This is a genomic window from Sphingobacterium micropteri, assembly GCF_014692515.1.
In the GTDB taxonomy this organism is placed as follows: Bacteria; Bacteroidota; Bacteroidia; order Sphingobacteriales; family Sphingobacteriaceae; genus Sphingobacterium; species Sphingobacterium micropteri.
In genome coordinates this window covers 1-23,717 of the sequence record NZ_JACOIK010000001.1, presented here as the reverse complement: position 1 = coordinate 23,717, position 23,717 = coordinate 1, and the positions used below count along the sequence as shown (strand labels likewise).

Genomic DNA, 23,717 nt, shown 5'->3' with positions numbered 1-23,717 from the left:
GTTAAACTAATAATGGATTTAATTTACCCAAGCTAGACATATTTTGAAGATTTCAAACGAAACAAAAGTCGGTATCATTACCGTGGTTGCACTCGCCTTATTGTTTATAGGCTACAACTTCTTAAAGGGAAACGATGTTTTTTCCAAAGAAAACGAGTTTTACACGGATTATGATAATGTGGATGGCTTAACCATATCGAAACCCGTTGTTGTTAGTGGCTATCAAATTGGACGAGTGTCCGGGATGCGATTATTGGAAAATGGCAAAATTCGTACGCATTTTAAAATAAAAAATGAATATGACATACCTTCTAACACCGTTGCCCGTATCGTAAGCGCCGACCTGTTAGGTAGCAAGGCTATCGTATTCGAACTGGGTAATAGTACAACCTTGGCAAAAAGCGGCGATCCACTTCTATCGGATGTGCAGGCCAATTTATTGGAAAAGGTAGAGCCCCTCCAATTAAAAGTAGAAAACCTTGTCGTCAAATTAGATTCGGTCCTTTCGGCGGTTAACACTGCGCTAGACAAAGAGTTTCAGCGTGATTTTAAAAGCAGTTTACGTAGTATTTCCGTTTCATTACGAAACATGGAGACAATTACCAATGAGGTGGAAGGCTTGATGGGATCAGAAAAGATCCGATTCGCAAGAATTATGCAAAACCTCGAATCTATCACCGGAAACTTCAAAAAAAACAACGCCAAAATCAACAATATCCTGACCAATCTGGATAGCTTATCCGATGATCTTTCTAAAACAGACATCAAAGCAACCATCGATAATGCTACACAAGTAATGAAAAATGTCGAAGTTATTACCACTAAAATTAATAATGGTGAAGGTTCTATTGGATTATTATTAAACGACGACAACCTCTATAATAATCTGAATAATGCTTCCGAAAGTCTCGACAATTTAATTAAAGATGTAGAGGAAAGGCCTGGTAAATATATCCGTGTAAGTATCTTCGGAAAAAGAGATACGAAATAATTAAAGTTACAATGTCTCTTTCAACCATCCAAAAAATTCCCGTTGCCATACCAACGCATTATGTCCGGACAGCACCCAGTGGTTTTCTTCTGGAAGATAAACCAGTCGGCTTTTGATATTTTTTAATTGGGCGGCTTGGAAAGCAGCTAATCCCTGCCCTATCGGAACTCGGTAATCTTTCCCGCCTTGGAAAATCAAGATAGGTGTATTCCATTTATCGATATGTGTTATGGGATTAAAGTCGGTATAAGTCTTCGAATTATTCTTATCCCAATATGGACCACCTAAATCGTGGTTCGCGAAAAACAATTCTTCTGTTGTGCCATACCAAGAAGTCATATCAAACAATCCACAATGTGAAATAAAAGACTTAAACCGTCCTTCATGAACGCCTGCCAGCATAAAAACAGAATATCCACCATAACTCGCTCCCACTACACCTAGACGTTCATTATCTACATAAGGCTCTTTTGCCAAGTCGTCAATTGCCGAAAGATAATCGCGTATGGGTTGGCCGCCCCAATCTTTAGATATATCTTCATTCCATTTTACTCCCCAGCCGGGCATCCCTCTTCTATTGGGCATGATAACAATATAACCTTGCGACGCCATCAGCTGAAAATTCCACCGATACGAGTAGGTTTGTGTTAAAGCCGACTGTGGTCCTCCTTGGCAATAGAGCAATGTCGGATATTTCTTCGAAGGATCGAAATCAGGCGGATAGATAACCCAGGAAAACAAATCTGTTCCATCGGTCGCCTTCGTAAAACGCCTTTCCACTTTTGTCTCTGCCAAATGACTATAAATGCCATCATTCACCTTCGTGATAGCTGCTAATGCTTTCTTTTTAAAGTCATACCGATATACTTCTGCGGCACGTGTCATCGTAGTTGAGGTTACAATCAGACCGCCATCAACCTCTCCTACTATACCCTCTATATCAAACTCACCTTCACTGATCTGCGTTATTTTGAACGATGTATTCCGAGCAAAGCTTTTCGGCAGCTCTACTTCAAACAATTGTATCGTACCGCGAACCGGAGCTGTAAAATATATCTTTCTGCCATCTTTGCTCCATATATAGGAATTTACTGTTCCGTCCCAACCGGCTGTCAAATTCGCACGTTGCGTTGTCGTTTTATCAAAAACGACAATATCATTCTTATCGGCTTCATAGCCGTCGGTTTTCATACTCAGCCAAGCTAACCGTTGCCCATTCGGGCTATATACCGGATTTGTATCATAACCGTTCATACCCTCCGTAATATTGGTGGTTACTTTGCTGGCTATATCGTATCGGTATATATCCGTATTGGTGCTAGAGGCATATTCTTTCCCAAATCTCTTCTTGCATACATATAGCACGGCTTTGCCATCTGGCGTCCAGGTAAAATCGTCTGCTCCGCCAAAAGGTGCCTGTGGACTGTAAAACGGCTCGCCTCCCAATATGTCCAGAGGCTCTCCTATCTTACCGTTATCATAAGTGGCTATGAATGGGTGATTAAAACGACCATCATTAAAAGTATCCCAATGCCGGTAGTCTAAATCATCATAAATATAGACGTCTGATTTAGTCAAGTCGCTGTATTTATCTTTACTATGATAAGGATGAACGAGCACTGCCCGACTAAAAAGGATATGCTTTCCATCAGGTGATAGTCTTACATTTTCCAAACCGCCCTCTAGGTCTGTAAGCTGTTTCGCTTCGCCTCCGGTCAATGGTTTTGACCATAGCTGGCTTTCGAACAGATAGATGACTTCGCCGTTTTCTTTTATCTGAACGACGGACTCACCACCTTCTTCCTGCGTAAATTGAACTGGCTCACCTCCTTTTATCGGAATGACATAGAGGTTTTTTTCTGATTTATTCTCCCCCAACGTATAATTGGATACACCGTACACCAGCCATTTACCGTCGGCCGATAGCCCTTCTGCTGATACACGCCCCAGTTCCCATAGTTTTTCCGGGGTCATCACTTCTTTCTTCAAATGATATACTTTATTTGTTGTTACCGGTCTCTTTACTCTCATATTTGGATTTTCCTGTCCAAAAGACAAGGTCCCCACCAGCATAGCACAGGCTAAAATTGAAATTTTATCCATAAGATTTGCTCTTTTTTCATCGCAAGATAGGAAATGTAACTTCGATTTAAAAATCGAGTTTTCTTTATAAAATTTTTTGTGTCGCTCAAGCCGCGACTGGCTTTTACTTTTTTTCCTCAAAAAAGTAAACAAAAAAATCGTCGCTTCAGACATTTGAGATCGTGGTTAGTACTAAGGATGAATTTCTACATACCTCAAATATCTGGATGCGACAAATAAAGTTAAGGAGGGGTTCATGCAATTGTATTGTCCCATCCTTAACCTGTTAATCCCACATGTAAAATTTTGAATTTGTAGAAATATTATTATCGCACTATCTCTCCATTCAAAATTTTAAAGTGGGGAGGTTTTTGCTTCTTTTTCACGGGGAAAAAGAAGAGAAAGAAGTTATTTCTTTTCAAATTGATACCAATTCACGCGGGTAGACAACCTCATCAGTAAAGCGAGTATTACAAACACACCTATGGTACCGACAATCAAGGAATAATCTTGCAACTGCATCAGTGAAAAAATAAAGATGTAAAAAGCGGAAAGGATCCCACTGAAAACAAATGCAATCTTTTTTTCTTTCGTGATGCCAAGGATAAACGAAGAAATGAGCATAATCGTAGCTACAGCTGCAATCAGGTAACCCCAATTAAACCCCATATGCTCACTTAATGCCAACAGAAGCGAATAAAACAACACCATAGCACAACCAATTAATACATATTGGACAATATGAACCCGCTGCTTTTTTATGACTTCAGTAAAAAACAGCGATGTAAACGTTAAAATCACGACCAAAATGCCATATTTGGCAACGCGTGTTGTCTTTTGATAGTTATTTACAGATTCTAAAAAATTAACTTGTACCATATCTTGCTCTGTAGACATCTGTACGTTTGATCTCGAAGAAACCGCAGGTTCTGGTATGGACACAGCAGGGTAATCTGCATCTGTGATTTCATAGTTCGTTACGTAATACATACTACCGCGCGACCCTTTCCACTGTTGTGGAAATTTACGACTAAAACTCGGAATGCGCCAATGTGCTTCGAAATCAATTTCTGATATCGTGCGGTTTTCAGGCAAAAAACCTCCATTAAAACTTGGGTTATCCCACGTGCCGGAGACGATTATGCTCGTCTCGTTGCTTGTCGGAAAAACAGTCAGATTTCGCGAACCTCGGATATCTAAATTTATTTCAAACTCGCTTTTGGTTGATCTATCTAATAAATTTACATTGGCTACCATGGTCTGTTCAAAGAGCGTAATATCGGTATTACCTACTTCAAATTCCACCTGCTTTTGTCCTATGTTCAATTTTGGAACAGCTTTTACGCCTTTTAAATCACTTAATCCAATAAACACCTTCGCTTTGTCCCAGGCTAGATCCTCCGGATTTAAATCCAATTTTGCCAAGTCTATTTCATCGAATTCACCATGTAGTGCAACCGTTGCATTATAAACCACCGTTTGATAGATCCCACGTTTCAAATATGTAGGTTCGACCTTCGATTGCACATCCAGTGTTTTGGAAGCGAGAAACACATAATCTTTTTCAACATGGCTTTCCACCTTAATATTGCCTTTTTCATCGGTTGTATTCACGTTATACGAATAAGTATAAGGTATTCCAATAATAGGCCCAGAAACCACCTGTTTATTACCCCATTTGCTAGTTATTTCCTGGCTAACTGCCTGATCTCTGTTTTTGCGTTCCCGGATTAAATCTTTTACGCTCTCCATCGGAATGAGCAACAAAAGGACTAAAAAGAGAATAATCCCTAATTTCAAGATGACAGAATTTGCCAACCGTTCAAAAAAATTTCCATTTTCCATTTTCTTAATTTTTAAAGTACTTTGATTTCCAAAGTTTATAGGTAAAAAAATTATTTATACTGCTGTTTTATTAAATTTTCTAACGCTGTTAAATGATTCTCGAAAGCTTCCCTCCCTTTTTCCGTTCGTTTATATCGGGTATTGGGTTTTCTATCAACAAAGCTTTTCTCCACGCTTATATAACCTTCTTTTTCCAATGTTTTTAAATTGGACGCCAAGTTTCCATCGGTAACCTCCAGTGTTTCCTTGAGCGAACTGAAATCATAAGAATCATTTGCCATCAGTACACTCATGATTTGCAGACGTATACGATTCTCAAACACCTTATCATATAGCGAAAAATCCAAAGCCACTGTCACTCGTATCTTTTATGTACAATAAAACCATAAATGATGTGCAATACACCAAATCCAAATGCCCAAAACCATAATCCATATCCTGGAAACAATAGCGCTAATAATCCTAACAAAATCTCCAATAAACCCAACCAGCGTACTTCTTTAAAGGTATAGACACTTCCCGAGGTTAGAGACAAACCATAAAAAATAAGAAGCGTAGCGCATATTAGACTAAAATATCCTTTTAATAACAATAGCAAAGAAAAAAGACCACCTGTCATCAACGGAATAGCCATAGCCAGCAACATCGCTTTACTGGACGGGTTCCAAATAAGCTGACGAGCTATCTTCGCTTTTTTTCGCGCCATCCACAAGCCTGTAGCTAAAGAAGCAATTAAAACAACCAGTGCAATAAAAATTAGATTTTTGATAACAGCTGCCTCCGTCACATAATGATCTCGATAATCAAAGCCACTGTCAAAACCATATACCACAACATAACCTACCGCAGCACCGAGCAACGCATAAATACCGATCAATACGCCCGAAAGCCCGGAAATTGACAGCACTTTGGATGATTTTTCCATCATGGAGCGGATATGCCCAATTTCTTTGATTAAATCCTGTTGATTCATATGTAAATATATTTCATGAACTCTTTATACTCGCCCCAACACAACAAACACAAAGAACTTTGAGAAACAAAGTAAATGAATACAAATAACTTATGCAAGCGCAAAATACGTTTTTTTATTTTTTATAAAATAATGCAAAAAAATCTTGCAAGATAGAAGCAGGCTTACTATCTTTGTGCCACAATAAAAGTCCTAATAACTGCGGAAGTGGCGTAATTGGTAGCCGCACCAGACTTAGGATCTGGCGCCGCAAGGCGTGGGGGTTCGAGTCCCTTCTTCCGCACTTGATGTCCTCCCGAACTTAATAAACTCGGGAGGATTTTTTTTGTAAAATGCGTAAAAGCGAAACGAGAGTATGAATATTTCACACGAAACAATTGACGATGTCAATGCAAACATCAAGGTTGAACTAGCGCCCGAAGACTACAATCCTTCGGTAGATAAAGCTATCAAAGAACAGGCTAAAAAGGCTAAATTACCAGGCTTCCGCCCAGGTATGGTTCCTCCGGGGCACATTAGACGTACCTACGGAAAATCCATTTTATTTGATGAGATCAATAAATTGGTCAATGATAAAATTTCCGAATACATCGGTGAAAATAAATTAGAAGTATTAGGCCAGCCTCTTCCTGTCGAAAGTGATGCGGATGCGCAATACAACTGGGATTTTAACGATACGTTCTCCTTTACATACGAAATCGGCATCGCGCCAGCATTCGAGACACCATTCTCTAAAGAAACAGCATTCACGGCTTATGAAATTAAAGCGGACGATGCTACTTTAGCAGAGCGTGTCAAAAATCTTCGTCGCAGCTACGGAAAAATGACCAATCCAGAGGTTTCTGAAGAGGGGGATGTACTCTATGCTACTTTGAAACAAACCAAAGAAGAGGGTATTGAAAAAACAACTTCTGTACGTACCGATATTATCGAAGATGCGAAAACGAAGAAAGCATTAGTTGGTTTGAAAAAAGATGATACAGCGAAAATCGACATCAAAAAAGCGTTTAAAATTGCTGATATTGCACGTATCTTAGGAATCACCGAAGACGAGGCTGAAAATCTGGATGTAACAAAATTTGAGCTGACGGTTAACAACATCAACCGCTTGGAAGAGGCTGATTTAAATCAGGAGTTCTTCGATAAATTATTCCCTGCAGGCGATGTAACAAAGGCGGAAGAGTTTGAGGCTAAAGTAAAAGAAGAAGTGGAAGGTCTTTTCAAACAGAATGCTGATCAGAAATTACGTAACGACATATACACCTATGGCATGGAGAAAGTGGATGTCAAATTTCCGGAAGCTTTCTTGAAAAAATGGTTGAAAGCAACGAACCCTAATATTTCGGACGAAGAGCTTGAAGAAGGATTTGCTGACTTCGTAAGCAACTTGAAATGGACAATCATTGAAAACCGCATCGTTACAGCCAATAATCTTGAAGTCAAATATGATGAAGTGATTAACCTGGCAAAAGAACGCATTTATGCGCAAATCAAGATGTATAACATCAATGATGAACCTACCGATGAACAACTCGGTCAATATGCACTTCAGTTATTACAAGATAGAGAGCAAGCAAATCGTCTTTTTGAAGAGGCAAAAGCACTTAAGGTGTTTGATTACCTCAAAGAAAATGTGACGTTAAAACCAGAAGAGATCTCTTACGTGGATTTCGAAAAATTGGATAAAGACAGCAAATAAGCGTTTTTAAAAAATAAATACGACAAACAAAGGCTGCCTTCTTGGGGTAGCCTTTGCTATTTTAGAAAAATGATACAGATAAGAAAAGCTCGTCCTACGGATGCAAAAGCCATTGCACCTATTATGTTGACCGCAATGGAAGAAATTATTTATTATTTTATCGGCGAACGTGATCAGCAAAAAGCCATCACTTTTCTAGCGCATCATATAGCCCAACCGAAAAATCAATATAGCTATGAACATATCATCGTCGCTGAAGAGGATGAAAACATCATCGGACAAATCTGTCTATATCCGGGCGATGCGCTAGAACAATTGCGCGCACCCATCCTATCCTATTTACATACGCATTTTAAAAGGGAACCAAACATAGGTCATGAAACACAGGCGGGAGAAATTTATATTGACACGCTCGCGGTATCAGCAGCTGCCCAAGGAAAAGGCATTGGCAAAATCTTATTACTTTATGTCATTGATTTTTTCGTGCATCGATATGGTGAGGTGTTAGGGTTATTAGTAGACAAAGAAAATCCGAAAGCAAAGAAGCTTTATTTAAACATAGGGTTCGATCCGGTAGGTGAAGTACATTTGTTTGGCAAAGAATTAATACATTTACAATATTCCTGAGCATATACTAAAACCTAACATTGTACCCAATAGACAATCGTCCAAAAGGAAAACTTCGATTGAAATCCGGATATTGTTCTTCATCAAAATGTCCTTCCAATGCGAAATAGCCGGAGCTAACATTTAACGAAAAATTTTTGAAGAGACGCAAATTAGCTTCTAATGTTCCGGCATGTAGAATATAATACGAATCGTTGCCGCTGATAGTAAAAAAGATACCACCATTGTAATCTCCTGTAATAAGCAAGCGGTTCAAAACACTCAACTCGGCATGGTAACGATATCCCGCTCCCGAGCCGTAATTGTAATTCCGGCTCGCACCATATAACAAATAAGGATCAGGCACACCGGCCAATAAAATTGCCCCCACTCCTACACTCATATTTAGACGATTTCGCTTTTTATAACGAAACTCCGAGTTCCAATTATAGCCTAAACTCTGTGCCCCATAAAAAAAGGCATCATTGTTATAAAAATCATAATTTGCACTTAGTACGCCGTAGTGGTCACCACGCTTCGTTCCAAAGAATTTATGGCCATAGAGGAGCGCATGTACATTCACCGCATTAATAAAGGTACTATCCCCTTTCCCAAATTCGAGGTTTACATAAAATTGATCAAACGGACGCGTTATATTTTCCGAACCGTTACTATACCATAGCCTAAGCCGACCGTATGACCCATTTTTTCCTTTTTCCAAAATATCTCCTTCTTGCGCATCGAACCGGCGCACACCGATATTTACTTCTGTCCATATTGTGGAAGAATCGACCGCGTTGTATTCGTCTACCTTACCCCATTTACCATCGAGCAAACGATTTAAACCATTCACCGGGTTCACAAAAAAGGCGCCTATTTCATTCGAGACGTGCGAATGGGGGTGCCGACTTCCTCTTCCCAAAATATTACGGGCAATCCGATGTGTCATTTCGCCCAAGATAATTCCACCGTACGTCGTATTTACCAAATCATTAATAGAGGGGGCCTGTGTTTCTCCTCCGGTTTCCCAAAGGTAACTCCCTGCCAACGTCGCGACACTGGACTGATAAAAGTTATAACCATTACTCCGGAATGCATTAAAATAAAGTTGTCCGTGGTAGGGATGGTCTAAATGATTCGTCGTAAACTGATTATCATCCCAATCCCATGCAGAAAATCGCTGATGATTGATGAAATTTTTAAAGCTGATATAGGAATAAGGGTCTTTTGTTATAAACCGATTAAAAGTAGCTGGAACTATATTCGCAATAAGCCATTCCGAACCTGCACGCCAAAATTTCTTTTCCCTTTTCGGCTCTTGGGTAGTACGCTTATACGCTCCCCACCGTGCTTGTCGGCTCGTATCCAGCAGTTGTATTGTGGTATCGATACCATGTAGAACGCCAAAATGTTGTGCCCCTGCGTTAACACTCCAAAAGAATAAAACCGTCAGCAAGAAACTATAGTGTAGTAACCTCATTATCATCTTAACCCACAAAGGTATAATTTGTGTGAACATGTTCTCCTATAATTTGTTATTTTTATGTTGGACTAACACAGACAATCATGAGAAAATCAATTTTATCGATTATTTTAATGTGTATCGCTACACTTATAATAGCACAAACTACACCGAATCTTAGAGGCGTATATATGACAAAAAAAGGCGACACCAATATTGTTTGGATGTTTATTGATGGGTATTCTTCTCAAACCACCTATAAAGATAACACGTATATATCGACCTTTGGTGGCCCCTATACGTATCAGGATGGAGCGTTAAACGTTCAAATTGAATATAACGATGCCGATGCGCAGACTGTCGGTCAAACAAAAAGCTTTGCACTAACTGCAAATGCAGACGGATTGCTAGAACAATCGGGACAGGCGTGGAAAAAAGAAACTGCGAAAACACAAGATTTAGATGGTTTATGGCGAATAACTGGACGAAAGCAAGGGAACGACCTCGCTCAAATACACCAAAGCGGCACCCGCAAAACCATTAAGCTCTTAGTGGATGGCTATTTCCAATGGATGGCTATAGATCCAGGAGCGAAGACTTTCTCCGGGACAGGAGGAGGGCATTATACATTTACCGACGGTAAATACAGTGAACATATCCTATTTTTCTCTCGGGACGATTCGCGTGTCGGCGCTAACTTGAGCTTTGAAGGGGCGTTGAAAGATGGCGCTTGGCATCATAGTGGCTTAAGCTCTAAAGGCGATCCGATCTATGAAATTTGGAGTAGGGATAATAAATAAAATGATGTGGACCAAGTTTAATCTGGTCCACATCGCTTTTTATCCAAATAAGTCGGAACTTAAATAACGATCCCCGCGGTCACAAGCGATAAAAACAACAATACCTTCCTCCATTTCGCTAGCAACTTTTAAGGCTGCGTGAAAAGCTCCACCGGTACTCATTCCGACAAAAACACCTTCTTTTTGGGCCAGTTCACGTGTACGCTGTACGGCGTCCGATTCGGCAATATCGATAACTCGATCCACTCGCGAGGCATCAAAGATCTTTGGAAGATAGGCTTTCGGCCACCTACGAATTCCCGGTATAGAAGATCCTTCCGTGGGTTGGCAACCAACAATCTGAATCGCGGGATTTTTCTCTTTTAAAAACATAGAACACCCCATAATTGTACCTGTTGTTCCCATGGCGCTTACAAAATGGGTAATTTTTCCGTCTGTATCTCGCCAGATTTCCGGACCTGTTGACTTGATATGTGCTTTGTAATTGTCTGGATTGGCAAACTGGTTTAAAATAAAATAGTCTCCCGAAGCTGCTTTTTCTTCTGCATAGTCACGGCAAACTTCCATATTTTCCAGCAAGGTCACCTTCGCGCCATAAGCTTCCATAGTCAACGTCCGTTCTCGGGTAGATGAAGAAGGCATGACGAGTTCTAATTCCAAACCATATATACCTGCTATCATAGCCAAAGCGATACCGGTATTACCAGAAGTGGCTTCTATTAATTTTGTGTTCTTCGTAATTTCTCCTCTTTCCAACGCAGACCGGATCATGTTTAGGGCAGCTCTATCTTTTACGGAGCCTGCTGGATTATTCCCTTCCATTTTCACAAAAATCTTAACCTTAGAGTTATCGTGAAACGATGTGAGTTCTACGAGCGGTGTATTGCCAATGGCATCTATCAGTTTTCCCATTATACGATAGGTTTTGAGTCAATAAATTTTGAATTAGGCTGATGATAAACCGTGGTGTATGGTGCTACACTGGATGTCAACCATACATTTCCACCAATAACGGAGTGATGACCGATGACGGTTTGTCCTCCTAAAATCGTTGCCCCGGCATAGATAATGACATGATCTTCGATAATAGGATGCCGTTGGGTATCAATCATATTTTTTTCTACACTCAGTGCCCCCAATGTAACGCCTTGGTATAATTTGACGTGGTCGCCAATGACGCAAGTCTCTCCTATCACCAGGCCTGTTCCATGATCTATATATAAATATCGACCTATCCGGGCGCCCGGATGGATGTCTATCCCTGTCTTGGAATGTGCATGTTCGGTCAATATACGGGGAATAAGCGGCACATCTGATCTCCACAATTGATGTGCTAGACGGTATACGCATATGGCTGTAAAACCGGGATATGTTCGTATTACTTCCCGTAAACTCCGCGCGGCAGGATCTCCATCCATAATAGCTTGCGCATCCGTAAGCATGACTTCATAAATAGCAGGTAGCTCTTCTAAAAATCGGCGTGCAATCCGTTTGTTATCACAATGTGAACATGCTTTTGTTTTCATTAACAATTCCAACAATTCTTCTTCCGCCTCTTCAAAAGCTTTGCGCACATCTTGCACATCCTGAAAATGGGAAGATTGCCGTTCCGGAAATAGCAGATGGAGCACATGCATCGCCCAATCGGCTATACGGGCATTGCTCGGCATATCCTGCACTTCCATTTGTTTTTGATATATATGTCGATAAAATTCTTCCATTCTATATACGGTATTTAGTATTCATTCAAATTTACGATTCCTATAAAAAAATGAGGCTTTCTATAGCACTAATTTTTCAAATAGTTCTTGATGGGTCTGCTCTGCCGAAACACATAAGCCCGGATGCACAACCGAACATTGGATCATGGTACTCCGTTTTGCCGTCAGCCAGCGAAAACGTTCTGCTTGTTCTAAAGTCGCGAGTTTCCCCCCTCCTTTATCCCCAACACAAATACGCTGAAAAGAATCTAGGTGCTTTGCAATAAGAGCCAGATCGATCTCCGAGTCCAACATTTTACATTTAGCCTCGTCTACATAAATCTTGACCTCGGCATAACGTTGCTTCCGACAATAGAGCGCTACGCCAACATTGATAAATTCGTCACGCTCCACGCGAGGCACCACGCGTACCACAGCATACTCATATAGTGTTCTCTCGCTCATGCTGTATCTGTTTTATAAAGTTTCCCGAATGAGCCAGCCTTCCCAATAAAAAAGACACATATACCTCTCTTGCGTCATCGGCACGCAATTGCCTATGCTCGTCTACCAACCATTCATCGGGAACCACTCGTAATATATTCCACAAATTCTCTTCTGTAAAATGAGACCGATATCGTGCGTCCACCTCTTCTACTTTGGACGCCAAATGGAGTAGCACATGATCCTTTATTTGTAGAAACGGTTTTGCCAATTGTTCTTCCCAATTATCCCATGCATGGTGGAAATAAAGAGATGCCCCATGGTCTATCAGCCAGAGTTCTTTATGCCATATCAACATATTGGTGTTTCGAACGGTACGATCTACATTCATGAGTAACGCGTCTAGCCAGACAATCTTAGATGCCTCGTCTTCGGCAATCTCATCCACATTCGGATCAAACGTGACCGCTCCGTTCAAAAAATGTACACCCAGGTTTTTTCCCACCGAGAAACGCAACAAATCCTGTATCTCTTCGTCTGGTTCCATACGTGCAAAGGATTCGTCGAGATCGGCAAATACCAATTCAGGCATACGAAGGCCTAAGAAACGACAGAGTTCCCCTCCGATGAGCTCGGCTACTAGGGCTTTTCTTCCTTGTCCCGCTCCACGAAACTTAATGACATAGCTAAATCCATCATTCGCATCTACCAATGCTGGCAATGATCCTCCTTCCCGAAAAGGCTGAACATAACGTATAATACGAACGTCACGTATTTCTGGTTTAAATATCTTCATACACGCTTATTTACATTTCGGTTTCATCCGTATAAACTTCGTCCCTCTATTTAATTTCTATCTCAAAGAACGGAATTATTTTTCATCCGTATGTAATTATTTATGACTGTAAGATTTCCATGGAATAAATGAGCTCGTTACACTCGGTTATTTTTAAAGGCGATGAAGCTATCAGATTTATCGCCAAGGTCTGTTAAACAAGTATTCCAGAGTTCGTAAGCTCGATTTATTCATCACTCAAATGTGCCTTGGATAAATCATGATGGTTTCGTTTATGGCAAATTGTACTTATTTATGACCTCCCCCTTAAACATATTCTAATTATATTTGTAGAAAAGGTGATAACAATGACGGACACGAATACCGAGTATAATAACGTTATAAGACATTGCAAGGATTTATTTCTGAAGAAAACAAAAGATTATGGTACTGCCTGGCGGATTATGCGTCCGCCATCTATAACGGATCAAATTTATATTAAAGCACAACGCATACGGACATTGGAGGTCAAAAAAGTTTCAAAAGTGGGAGAAGACATTTTAGGCGAATATATCGGTATCGTCAACTATTGTGTGATTGCGATGATGCAATTGGAGCTACCAGAAGATGCGGGGGAGAACTTGCCATATGACATTGTAGACAAGCAATACACCGAAAAGGTAAACGAAACACGTGACTTGATGTTTGCCAAAAATCATGATTATGGGGAGGCTTGGCGAGAAATGCGTATTTCTTCCTTGACAGACCTTATCCTTATGAAAATTCACCGGGTCAAACAAATTGAAGACAACAATGGGCAAACCCTTGTATCGGAAGGACTACAGGCAAACTATCAAGATATGCTAAACTATGCTGTTTTTGCACTTATAAAATTAGGACTTGCTGAACAAAAATAGACTCATGGAAACGAATTTCACCCCTACACGAAAAAAGAAAACCAATACCATTGATATTGCATTAGGATTTAGCAGGCTTTTTGTTGGTGTACTGTTTATTTTTTCAGGCTTAATCAAAGCCAATGATCCGACTGGCTTCGGCTATAAACTGCAAGAATACTTTCTTGTTTTCCACATGGATTTTCTCCATGACTATAGTACCTGGTTAGCTGTCCTTATCTGTGGCTTAGAAATCGTTTTAGGGGTATTTTTATTATTGGGAATCTATAAAAACAAGGTAGCTTGGGGATTATTGCTGTTAACCGTATTTTTTCTATTCCTAACATTCTATTCTGCTTTTTTTGAGGTGGTGAGTTCTTGCGGATGTTTTGGTGATGCCATCCCCTTAACACCGTGGCAATCTTTTATTAAAGATATTATTTTATTGATCTTCGTGTTTATCATTTTCAAGTACCGGACACGGATTACACCTATCTTTTCTAACTCAACTACGATAGGTCTTGTCAGTACATTGATTGTACTTCTAGCTTTTGGAATTGGCATTTATACCATCTACTTCCTTCCTTTTATAGATTTTCTTCCTTATAAAGAAGGGAACAATATCCCAGCATTAAGGGTGCTTCCTGAAGGAGAAAAAGGTGATCTATACGAATATATTTATGAAATAAAACATAAGCAAACGGCAGAAGTCAAAAAAGTGACCGATAAGGAATATATGAACGGCATCTGGGAAGATGACAATTGGGAAATCATTGGCGAACCTACGTCGAAACTTATCAAAAAAGGATATCAGATTCCCATTCCAGATTTGGTGATATCCGACATGGAAGGGAACGATGTGACAGAAGAAATCATCACCAATCCTTATTACAACTTTGTGGTCGTAAGTACATATGCAGACCAGTTGTCTTTAGCAGACATTATCGCACTGGATCGTATCAATACCACCATCCGTGATCTAGCAACCGATTACAACCTCCGGGCAATATTATTGACCGCCAGCCCATCACAAGTGGCAAGAGGCCTTCATGATGAAATGGATCTGGTATTGGAAACATTTTATGTTGATGCCGTTCCACTTAAAAGTATGGTTCGCTCTAACCCGGGTGTATTGTTATTGCAAAATGGCACGGTAATCAAAAAGTGGTCAAAAATCACATTCCCATCAAAAGAAGAATTAGAAGAAGATTATTTAGGGAAATAATGGATAAGCCTATATTTTTAATCGGTTTTATGGGCAGTGGGAAGACTACCCTAGGCAAAAAGCTAGCCAACCATCTGAGCATGCAGTTTATTGATTTAGATCACCTGATTGTTGAACGTATCGGCATGTCAATACCGGAATACTTTACAGCATATGGCGAACAAAACTTTCGCGAATTGGAAAGCCAAATGCTCAAAGAACAACAGGGAAAACGAGCAGTAGTCTCTACCGGTGGGGGGAGTCCTTGTTTTTTCGATAACATGCAATGGATTTTAGAAAACGGCATTGCCGTTTATCTATATCTTACACCCAAAGCCTTATATAATAGATTGCAACAATCCAATATTGCTTCCCGCCCTGCTCTCCAAGGTTTACGAGATGAAGCTCTCCTACAATTTATTGAAGAAAAATTGGGTGAAAGAGAATTTTTTTATAAGCAAGCACATATCCAAATTGATCAGTTAAACAGTTCTTTAGATACTATATGTCAATCCATTGAAACCTATGCAGAAAATAAATAATTTTTATTTAACGCTCGTGCTTCTATTGTTTTTCTGCAGCTGCTTCAGGAATAACACCACAGCGGATACCATCCGATTCGGTAATGCTTCGCAGGTATTTAATTTTAAAGGGGTGGAGGACTTATATCGTTTCCTTACCTATTCGGAAAAAAGGGTTCCATTGGTTAGCGCACATCGGGGCGGGCCGGATACAGATTATCCCGAAAATTCCATAGAAACTTTTCAACGCGTGGCCTCGAAAATGCCGGCCATTATCGAGTGTGACATTGCACTTACGAAAGATTCTGTTCTCGTTTTAATGCATGACGAAACAGTAGACCGTACTACAACAGGAAAGGGAAAAGTTAGTCGACATACATTAGCGGAGTTGAAGGAGTTAAACCTCAAAGATCCTGCAGGAACTATAACCAACTATCGTATTCCGACATTGGAGGAAACGTTACGGTGGGGTGTCGGCCAAGTTCTTTTCACATTGGATGTGAAAAGAAATGTCCCTTATCAGCTCGTGGTAGATGCCATTAGAAAAACAAAAGCCGAAGCATATGTGATCATCATTACTTACAGTGCCAACCAAGCGGCAACAGTACATAACTTGGCACCAGATTTAATGATTTCAGCTTCTATAAAAAAAGTAGAAGACTTGATACGTTTAAATGATCTGGATATTCCGGACACGCGACTTGTGGCTTTTATCGGCACATCGCAAGCAGACAAAAAACTAATCGATCTACTTCATCAGCATGGTATTTTATGTATTTTGGGCACCATCGGAAACCTGGACCGCCAAGCGCAGCAAAGAGGCGAACAGGTTTACGCCGAATATATTGAAAACGGAGCTGATATATTGAGTACTGACCGGCCATTTCAAGCCGCGAAAACACTAGATTATTATAACAAACAAAGAGGACTTTCCTCTCCCTTTATCAATTAATTTTCTAATAGAAAAAGTAGATCTTTTACTACATTTTCACATCGCTTCTATAATTTATTAAATTACGTCAAACAATTATGGTCACAAAACGTTATTAACTTAGATAAAATAATTTTAACGTAATAGATCGTAATATGAAGAAGTTTACATTTTTATGCCTCGTATTAGGAGGCTTCGCAATCAGCGCACAGGCACAACGTGTAGAGACGACACCACAAACATCTGCTAACGTAGGATTAGAACCGATTAGACAGGGCAATTGGATGGTTGGTGGATCCATCGGAAATATTGGTTATAGCTTCGAAGGTGACCAATTCAATATCAATCTTAATCCTCGTGCGGGTTATTTTGTAGCTGACGGTTTAGCAATAGGTGCTCAGGCCAGTTTAGGCTTAACTGCTATTAAAGACCAAGACAATGTGTATAACTATGGGATTTCTCCTTTTGTACGTTACTACTTCCCTGGAGGAGCTAGTGCAAGCGGACGGTTCTTTGGACAAGGTGATATCGGTATTGCTGGAAGTAGTCCGGGAAGTGATGTCTCGTTGGCATTAGGAGCAAATGTAGGGTATGCACACTTCATTACACAGACGGTTGCATTGGAAGTAGCAGCAGGTTATAACTACAGTAAAGCTAACGTCAATTCTGGCGGTGGGCAAAGCGGACTTGGTGTGAGCGTTGGTTTCCAAATCTATCTTCCGGGCAACAGATAAGAAAACAGTAGTAGTTTGGTATAATAAAAAGCACATCCTGCGTGAATGGGATGTGCTTTTTGTTTTTTTAAGTAAGTTTCTTCATTGTACCAGTCTCCGCAAGCCTTAAATGCCAGCTAAAAGCTTCTTCTAATAAATGGGGTGTATGCCCCCCTCTGTCGCAGGCTCTATCAAAATAGGATTGAAGTTCTGTTCTAAAATCAGGGTGCACACAGTTTTCAATGATTTTTTGAGCACGTTCTCTCGGCGCAAGCCCACGTAAATCAGCTAGTCCGATATCTGTTACCAAAACATCCACGTCATGTTCGGTATGATCCACATGGGATACCATGGGCAGCACATGCGAAATTGTATTATTCTTGGAAGCTGCTTGCGTTACGAAAATACTGAGGTACGCATTTCTCGCAAAATCACCTGAACCACCGATACCATTCATGATTTTGGAACCCGCGATATGCGTGGAGTTAACGTTTCCGTAAATATCAAATTCAATCGCCGTGTTGATGGCAATAACGCCTAACCGACGAATCAAACCCGGTGTATTAGAAATATTTTGAGGTCGTAGTACAATTTTATCCCGATACCGTTGTAAATTATTGAATACCCGTTCATAACATTCTTCGGACACCGTAATAGACGAGGCAGAAGCAAAAGATAGTTTTCCGGCATCTATCAAATCAAATGTACTATCTTGCAGTACTTCGGAAAACATCGTTAAATCATAAAAATTACTGTTTTTAAATCCCATCAATACCGCGTTCGCCACCTTTCCGATTCCCGCCTGCAATGGCTGCAGTCGATCGGTTAAATGCCCTAATTGCACCTCGTTCTCAAAGAAATTCAAAATATGGGCAGCTATTGCCGTTGTTTTTGCATCCGGCTCGGCGATATCTGCCGGACTGTCTTTCTTATCTGTAAAAACGATTCCAACAATTTTATCTGGATTAACAGAAATGGTCTTACGTCCAATCTTATTCCAAGGCGCAACAATAGGAATCACATTTCTATGAGGATAGTTCTCAGGCTTATATATATCATGGAGACCATAAACCTCCATCGGGATAGCCGTATTAATCTCAATAATGATTTTTTCCGCCAACTCAGCAAAGGTGGCAGAATTTCCTACAGATGTAGTAAGTACCAGACTCCCGTCCCGATCAATGTATGCTACTTCAATAACCGCAATATCAACAGCAGGAAGATTCTTATTGTGCAGCAACTCCGCACTCTCACTAAGATGTTGATCTATAAACAATACTTCACCTGCATTGATTTTGTTTCGCAACGTCCGATCTACCTGAAAGGGCATTCGCTTTTTTAGTGCCCCCGCAGCGGCCAACTTGCCATCTGTATCATGTCCTAATGAAGCCCCGGTCATCAACGTAATTTTTATATCCTCCTTTTTAGCACGTTCTGCCAACGCTTCCAACACAACCTTACTATCTCCCGCTTTTGTGAAGCCACTCGCCCCCACCACCATATCGTTCTCAAAAAAATCGACCGCTTCTTGTACGGTCATCACTTTATCTTTTAGCCTTTCTAATTTAATTCTTTCCACTGTCATATAAAATACGCTGTTATCTGCTACAATCTGTAAGATAAACAATAATAATCAATTTTCCGTATGTCTCCTACTTTTTTGGTTATGTCGTCAAAAAATAGGAAATTTATGCCTTTTACTTCAGAAAACAATGGACAGAACGCTTTATGTTGACAAATATTACATGACGGAAGTAGACACTTTCGAAGATAGTATTTATTGCCACCATGCACTTATGGGAGAAAGCTTCATTTCCGAACACAGCCATACAAAAGGGCAGTTTCTCTATACAGAAGGAGGAATTGTTTTTTTAAAAACGGATGAAAAATCGTACTTTCTACCCGCACGTCATTATATATGGATTCCAGGCGGAATAAGACACAGTATTTACCCAAGTAGTCCCGAAGTCGTGATGCGGAATTTATATTTCCCTCCATTTGATACGGACACCGATTTTTTTGATAAAGTAAACATCTATCCTGTCAATGATTTTTTAATTGAGTTTATTATGTTTACCAATCGGTGGACAGGTAATATATTACCTACAGAAGAACCTAAATACTCAATTGCTAAGGCTTTTAAATTAATCCTGCCGGAAATATCTCAAACGGAATTGCCTTTAGCGCTCCCCTATCCGAAACATGAAAAGCTAAAAATGATTGTCAATTATTTGGAACAACGGATAGATAAAAATATCAGCTTTAAAAATCTGGCGAACGAATTTGAGGTCAGTGAACGCACACTAGCTCGTCTTTTTCAACGGGAACTAAACATGAGCTTTATCCAATATTACACTATTCTACGTATGCTCACTGCACTAAAATTGCTTCTGGACGAGAAGATGAGTGTAAACGAAGTAGCGATGCGTGTGGGTTACAGCAGCTTACCAACTTTCAGCAATACCTTTAATAAGGTTATTGGAGTGAGACCCAGCGAATATATCAAAAACAAAAATTTATTATTATAACCTTAAACTAGACGCATGAAAATCAAATTAAGTTTTCTATCGGTATTAGCAACGAGTGCCATTATATTGGCTTGCTCCTCTACGGGAAGTAAAACTACCGTGTCAGCGGAAACTCCTAAACCAATTCAGCTTTTTAATGGCAATGATATAAATGACTGGACGCCAAAAATCCGATTGCACGAAGTAGGCGAGAACTACGCCAATACTTTTCGGGTCGAAGACGGTCTGCTTAAAGTACGCTACGATGGTTATGACGAATTCAATCAACAATATGGTCACCTTGCCTACAATACGCCTTATAGCTATTATCTTCTCCGTGTAGAATACCGTTTTGTTGATGAGCAGGTAAAAGGTGGTGAAGGCTGGGCTTGGCGCAATAGCGGGGCAATGCTTCACGGACAGGATCCAAATACTATGCTAAAAGACCAAGATTTCCCGATTTCTATTGAAGGGCAATTTCTAGGTGGAAATGGCAAGGATGAACGTACGACATCGAACTTGTGCACGCCTGGAACAAACGTCGTTATTGACGGAACATTATTTACCCCTCATTGTACAAGCTCCACATCAAAAACCTATCATGGAGACGAATGGGTAACGGCTGATTTCCTCGTATTAGGAGACTCTCTTATTCAACACATACTAGAAGGCGAGGTGGTATTGGAATATCACAAGCCCCAAATTGGAGGAGGGAACGTCGAACCTTATGATCCTGCTCAAAAAGCGGACGGAAAGCTTTTAAATAAAGGATTTATTTACCTGCAAAGTGAAAGTCATCCGATCGATTTTCGAAAAGTGGAATTATACGATCTAGCTCCCTACAAAGACAACAAGGCTAAACTGGACGAGATTATTTTAAGTATTTTGCCTGATCCTAAGTTCCTTTAGCATAATCTGTATCAAAAGGTCAACAAGAAAAGGGATGTAAATAATACATCCCTTTTTTATTCTTATTAAAGAACAGGCTTAAAATTAACCTAATTTACTAACTAACTTCGTTAATTTAGATTTGTTGTTAGCAGCTTTGTTCTTGTGGATAACATTTTTCTTAGCCAAACGATCAAGCATAGAAACAACTCTCGGCAACAACACTTTAGCCTCTTCAGCATCGGTTGTATTACGTAATTTTTTAATCGCATTACGAGTAGTTTTTGCTTGGTAACGATTTCTTAAGCGTTTTGCCGCATTTGCTCTGATTCTTTTAAGCGCTGATTTATGATTTGCCATTTCTCTAGCTATATTTATATTTCTTTTTATACTAATTTCGGAATGCAAAAATAGCATACTATTTCCAATATTCAAAATGTATTTTAAAAATGTTATGCGAACGTTCTTTTTTCGCCTTTTACTTTTTAATTTCTTTAATTTCGCCTATGCGAAAATTATCCATGGAAGAGTTGAATCGGGTTGATATCGATTCTTTTAAAAACCAAGAAAAAATCCCGGTTGTCGTTGTATTGGACAATGTACGAAGCATGCATAATGTAGGATCAACTTTCCGTACTGCGGACGGATTTGCTATTGAAAAAGTTATTTTATGTGGTATTACGGGTACCCCCCCACACCGCGAAATAGAAAAAACAGCGTTAGGTGCTACACAATCCATTGACTGGGCATATCATCGTGATACATTTACGATCGTCGAACAGCTAAAAAGAGAAGATTATATAATTCTTGCTATAGAACAAGCTGTGGAGAGTATATCTTTACAACAGTTTGAGATACAACCTAAAAAGAAATATGCGTTAATATTCGGCAATGAGGTACACGGTGTATCTGATGAAGTCATGCAAATCGTCGACGGCTGCATCGAAATCCCACAATTCGGCACTAAACATTCGTTAAATGTCTCGGTTACTATTGGCATTGTACTATGGCAGTTTAGGCAAAAATGGGAGTGCTTATAAATAAAGCTCAGTAACCATGTAAACAATTGTATGCATTGCCGTTGTAAAAAATTTTCGTACGGTTGACAATCGTATATTAAATTTTCAGAAGTCGTCGCAAAATGGTAGATTTGCTTTGCAAAAAAACAGAAAAAATGAGTGTATTAGTAAATAAAGATTCAAAGGTAATTGTACAAGGCTTTACCGGAAATGAAGGTACTTATCACGCATCTCAAATGATTGAGTACGGTACAAATGTAGTAGGGGGCGTTACTCCAGGTAAAGGAGGACAATCTCATTTAGATCGTCCGGTGTTCAATACAGTACAAGATGCAGTAGAAGCGACTGGCGCTAACGTTTCGATCATTTTTGTTCCTCCTGCATTTGCTGCTGACGCCATTATGGAAGCTGCTCAAGCAGGTATCGAAGTTATTGTTTGTATCACAGAGGGTATCCCTACTAAAGATATGATTCAAGTAAAATCATACTTGAGCGACAAGAATTCTAGATTAATCGGACCAAACTGTCCGGGTATTATCACGGCTGAAGAAGCTAAAATAGGCATCATGCCGGGCTTTATTTTCAAAAAAGGAAACGTAGGTGTTGTTTCTAAATCGGGAACACTGACATACGAAGCAGTAGACCAAACGGTAAAAGCAGGTTTAGGTATTACAACGGCTATAGGTATTGGTGGAGACCCTATTATCGGAACAACCACCAAAGAAGCTGTAGAATTATTGATGAATGACCCAGAAACGGCAGGTATTATCATGATCGGTGAAATCGGCGGCGGTATGGAAGCAGAAGCTGCTCGGTGGATTAAAGAACACGGTACGAAGCCTGTAGTTGGCTTTATTGCAGGACAGACAGCGCCTCCAGGACGTCGTATGGGCCATGCCGGTGCGATCGTAGGTGGAGCGGATGATACGGCTGCTGCCAAAATGAAAATTATGCGTGAATGCGGTATACGTGTAGTAGAATCTCCTGCTGAAATTGGCGTCGCTATTGCTGAAGAATTGGCAAAATAACTCATACCTTTTCTTATCAAGAAATTAGAAAAGCCCGGACTCACCTCCGGGCTTTTCTCTTCTATTTATTATCATAATTAACTGTGTTATCCGCCCAAACGGATAGAACTCCCCCGCCCAATCAATTGTTTTTTAGAACCCGTTAGGCCACCGATTGTCGTAATACGATCTTCATAAGAGAGAATAATTGCTGGTCGAAAAGAAAAACAATAAAAAAGCCCCTGCAGTTATACTGCAGGGGCCCTGTATAAAAACCGGCACCGACCTACTCTCCCACCTTTTACGGCAGTACCATCGGCTCTGGCGGGCTTGACTGCTCTGTTCGGAATGGGAAGAGGTAGACACCGCCGATATAGGCACCTGAATATCTTTGTTAACATTTATGACATACATCGGAAAAGAAAAGAAAAACACGGGAGGACAGACGAACTTTCCGGCGCGGAAAGCTTCGGGCTATTAGTACCGCTCAGCTGTGATGTCTCCATCTATACACCTGCGGCCTATCGACGTGGTAGTCTCCCACGGCCCTGTAAGGAAGCCTTATCTCGTGGCAGGTTTCGCACTTAGATGCTTTCAGCGCTTATCCTGACCGCACGTAGCTACCCAGCAGTACACCTGGCGGCATAACTGGTT

General features: G+C 40.2%; 24 protein-coding genes, 1 tRNA gene and 2 rRNA genes. 14 read left to right on the top strand and 13 right to left on the bottom strand.

Annotated elements, in window-relative coordinates; translation table 11 throughout:
• Positions 1-43 precede the first annotated feature (43 nt).
• Positions 44-991 (top strand): MlaD family protein, encoded by a 948-nt coding sequence (locus H8B06_RS00135; RefSeq protein ID WP_190992262.1) that lies wholly within the window; start codon positions 44-46, stop codon positions 989-991.
• Between the two features lie 6 nt (positions 992-997).
• Here H8B06_RS00135 and H8B06_RS00130 read toward each other — a convergent pair whose 3' ends face one another.
• The 4 genes from H8B06_RS00130 to H8B06_RS00115 all read right to left on the bottom strand — a co-directional run bounded on the left by H8B06_RS00130 (position 998) and on the right by H8B06_RS00115 (position 5,891).
• Positions 998-3,094 (bottom strand): S9 family peptidase, encoded by a 2,097-nt coding sequence (locus H8B06_RS00130; RefSeq protein WP_223857384.1) that lies wholly within the window; start codon positions 3,092-3,094, stop codon positions 998-1,000.
• Positions 3,095-3,481: 387 nt separating this feature from the next.
• Positions 3,482-4,918 carry a cell envelope integrity protein CreD gene (creD, locus tag H8B06_RS00125; RefSeq protein ID WP_190992261.1) on the bottom strand — a complete coding sequence of 479 codons (1,437 nt, stop codon included), beginning with the start codon at positions 4,916-4,918 and terminating at the stop codon, positions 3,482-3,484.
• A 50-nt stretch (positions 4,919-4,968) separates the two neighbouring features.
• Complete coding sequence (locus tag H8B06_RS00120; RefSeq protein ID WP_190992260.1) at positions 4,969-5,271, bottom strand: winged helix-turn-helix domain-containing protein; 303 nt, start codon at positions 5,269-5,271, stop codon at positions 4,969-4,971.
• Between the two features lie 2 nt (positions 5,272-5,273).
• Positions 5,274-5,891 (bottom strand): ABC transporter permease family protein, encoded by a 618-nt coding sequence (locus H8B06_RS00115; protein ID WP_190992259.1) that lies wholly within the window; start codon positions 5,889-5,891, stop codon positions 5,274-5,276.
• 201 nt (positions 5,892-6,092) lie between these two features.
• Between H8B06_RS00115 and H8B06_RS00110 the strand changes: the two genes are divergently transcribed.
• The 3 genes from H8B06_RS00110 (at position 6,093) to H8B06_RS00100 (ending at position 8,217) form a co-directional block, all read left to right on the top strand.
• Positions 6,093-6,174 (top strand) — tRNA-Leu (locus tag H8B06_RS00110).
• Between the two features lie 72 nt (positions 6,175-6,246).
• Positions 6,247-7,590, top strand: a complete 1,344-nt coding sequence (locus tag H8B06_RS00105; protein ID WP_190992258.1) for a trigger factor — start codon at positions 6,247-6,249, stop codon at positions 7,588-7,590.
• A gap of 69 nt (positions 7,591-7,659) precedes the next feature.
• Positions 7,660-8,217 (top strand): GNAT family N-acetyltransferase, encoded by a 558-nt coding sequence (locus H8B06_RS00100; protein WP_223857383.1) that lies wholly within the window; start codon positions 7,660-7,662, stop codon positions 8,215-8,217.
• A gap of 7 nt (positions 8,218-8,224) precedes the next feature.
• Here the strand turns inward: H8B06_RS00100 and H8B06_RS00095 are convergent, their stop codons facing one another.
• The gene (locus H8B06_RS00095) at positions 8,225-9,676 is read right to left on the bottom strand and encodes a DUF3943 domain-containing protein (RefSeq protein WP_190992257.1); all 1,452 of its coding nucleotides are present in this window, start codon (positions 9,674-9,676) and stop codon (positions 8,225-8,227) included.
• 86 nt (positions 9,677-9,762) lie between these two features.
• On the opposite strand from H8B06_RS00095, the gene H8B06_RS00090 reads away from it, so the two are divergent.
• A complete protein-coding gene (locus H8B06_RS00090) occupies positions 9,763-10,458 on the top strand; it encodes a hypothetical protein (protein WP_190992256.1) in 696 nt (231 codons plus the stop codon).
• A gap of 39 nt (positions 10,459-10,497) precedes the next feature.
• Here H8B06_RS00090 and cysM read toward each other — a convergent pair whose 3' ends face one another.
• The 4 genes from cysM to H8B06_RS00070 are packed head-to-tail and all read right to left on the bottom strand — an operon-like array spanning position 10,498 to position 13,398.
• Positions 10,498-11,370 (bottom strand): cysteine synthase CysM, encoded by an 873-nt coding sequence (gene cysM, locus H8B06_RS00085; RefSeq protein ID WP_190992255.1) that lies wholly within the window; start codon positions 11,368-11,370, stop codon positions 10,498-10,500.
• Entirely contained in the window at positions 11,370-12,179 is an 810-nt protein-coding gene (epsC, locus tag H8B06_RS00080; protein ID WP_190992254.1) for a serine O-acetyltransferase EpsC, read from the bottom strand. Before epsC ends, cysM begins: the two co-directional genes overlap by 1 nt.
• A 60-nt stretch (positions 12,180-12,239) precedes the next feature.
• A complete protein-coding gene (locus H8B06_RS00075) occupies positions 12,240-12,623 on the bottom strand; it encodes a DUF3037 domain-containing protein (RefSeq protein WP_190992253.1) in 384 nt (127 codons plus the stop codon).
• A complete protein-coding gene (locus H8B06_RS00070; protein ID WP_190992252.1) occupies positions 12,601-13,398 on the bottom strand; it encodes a HipA family kinase in 798 nt (265 codons plus the stop codon). Before H8B06_RS00070 ends, H8B06_RS00075 begins: the two co-directional genes overlap by 23 nt.
• A gap of 347 nt (positions 13,399-13,745) precedes the next feature.
• Between H8B06_RS00070 and H8B06_RS00065 the strand changes: the two genes are divergently transcribed.
• The 5 genes from H8B06_RS00065 (at position 13,746) to H8B06_RS00045 (ending at position 17,663) form a co-directional block, all read left to right on the top strand.
• Complete coding sequence (locus H8B06_RS00065; protein ID WP_190992251.1) at positions 13,746-14,294, top strand: DUF1599 domain-containing protein; 549 nt, start codon at positions 13,746-13,748, stop codon at positions 14,292-14,294.
• Positions 14,295-14,298: 4 nt separating this feature from the next.
• A complete protein-coding gene (locus H8B06_RS00060; RefSeq protein WP_190992250.1) occupies positions 14,299-15,498 on the top strand; it encodes a BT_3928 family protein in 1,200 nt (399 codons plus the stop codon).
• Entirely contained in the window at positions 15,498-16,019 is a 522-nt protein-coding gene (locus tag H8B06_RS00055; protein ID WP_190992249.1) for a shikimate kinase, read from the top strand. Before H8B06_RS00060 ends, H8B06_RS00055 begins: the two co-directional genes overlap by 1 nt.
• Positions 16,003-16,950 (top strand): glycerophosphodiester phosphodiesterase family protein, encoded by a 948-nt coding sequence (locus H8B06_RS00050; protein WP_190992248.1) that lies wholly within the window; start codon positions 16,003-16,005, stop codon positions 16,948-16,950. The genes H8B06_RS00055 and H8B06_RS00050 overlap by 17 nt, the downstream gene beginning before the upstream one ends.
• A 134-nt stretch (positions 16,951-17,084) precedes the next feature.
• Positions 17,085-17,663 carry a hypothetical protein gene (locus tag H8B06_RS00045; RefSeq protein ID WP_190992247.1) on the top strand — a complete coding sequence of 193 codons (579 nt, stop codon included), beginning with the start codon at positions 17,085-17,087 and terminating at the stop codon, positions 17,661-17,663.
• Positions 17,664-17,730: 67 nt separating this feature from the next.
• Here H8B06_RS00045 and H8B06_RS00040 read toward each other — a convergent pair whose 3' ends face one another.
• Positions 17,731-19,227 carry a succinate CoA transferase gene (locus tag H8B06_RS00040; protein ID WP_190992246.1) on the bottom strand — a complete coding sequence of 499 codons (1,497 nt, stop codon included), beginning with the start codon at positions 19,225-19,227 and terminating at the stop codon, positions 17,731-17,733.
• A gap of 127 nt (positions 19,228-19,354) precedes the next feature.
• Here H8B06_RS00040 and H8B06_RS00035 point away from each other — a divergent pair, with 127 nt between their 5' ends.
• Both H8B06_RS00035 and H8B06_RS00030 read left to right on the top strand, forming a co-directional pair.
• Positions 19,355-20,170, top strand: coding sequence for a helix-turn-helix transcriptional regulator (locus H8B06_RS00035; protein WP_190992245.1), 816 nt, complete (start codon positions 19,355-19,357; stop codon positions 20,168-20,170).
• Between the two features lie 15 nt (positions 20,171-20,185).
• On the top strand, positions 20,186-21,058 hold the full coding sequence (locus H8B06_RS00030) for a 3-keto-disaccharide hydrolase (RefSeq protein WP_190992244.1): 873 nt from the start codon (positions 20,186-20,188) through the stop codon (positions 21,056-21,058).
• An 84-nt stretch (positions 21,059-21,142) separates the two neighbouring features.
• Here the strand turns inward: H8B06_RS00030 and rpsT are convergent, their stop codons facing one another.
• Positions 21,143-21,397, bottom strand: coding sequence for a 30S ribosomal protein S20 (gene rpsT, locus H8B06_RS00025; protein ID WP_190992696.1), 255 nt, complete (start codon positions 21,395-21,397; stop codon positions 21,143-21,145).
• Between the two features lie 146 nt (positions 21,398-21,543).
• Here rpsT and H8B06_RS00020 point away from each other — a divergent pair, with 146 nt between their 5' ends.
• Positions 21,544-22,077, top strand: coding sequence for an RNA methyltransferase (locus H8B06_RS00020; protein WP_190992243.1), 534 nt, complete (start codon positions 21,544-21,546; stop codon positions 22,075-22,077).
• A gap of 134 nt (positions 22,078-22,211) precedes the next feature.
• Positions 22,212-23,084, top strand: a complete 873-nt coding sequence (gene sucD, locus H8B06_RS00015) for a succinate--CoA ligase subunit alpha (protein WP_130143517.1) — start codon at positions 22,212-22,214, stop codon at positions 23,082-23,084.
• A 252-nt stretch (positions 23,085-23,336) separates the two neighbouring features.
• Here sucD and rrf read toward each other — a convergent pair.
• Together rrf and H8B06_RS00005 are read right to left on the bottom strand one after the other, a co-directional pair.
• A 5S ribosomal RNA gene (rrf, locus tag H8B06_RS00010) occupies positions 23,337-23,448 on the bottom strand.
• A gap of 72 nt (positions 23,449-23,520) precedes the next feature.
• Positions 23,521-23,717 (bottom strand): 23S ribosomal RNA (locus tag H8B06_RS00005); the annotation flags it as partial.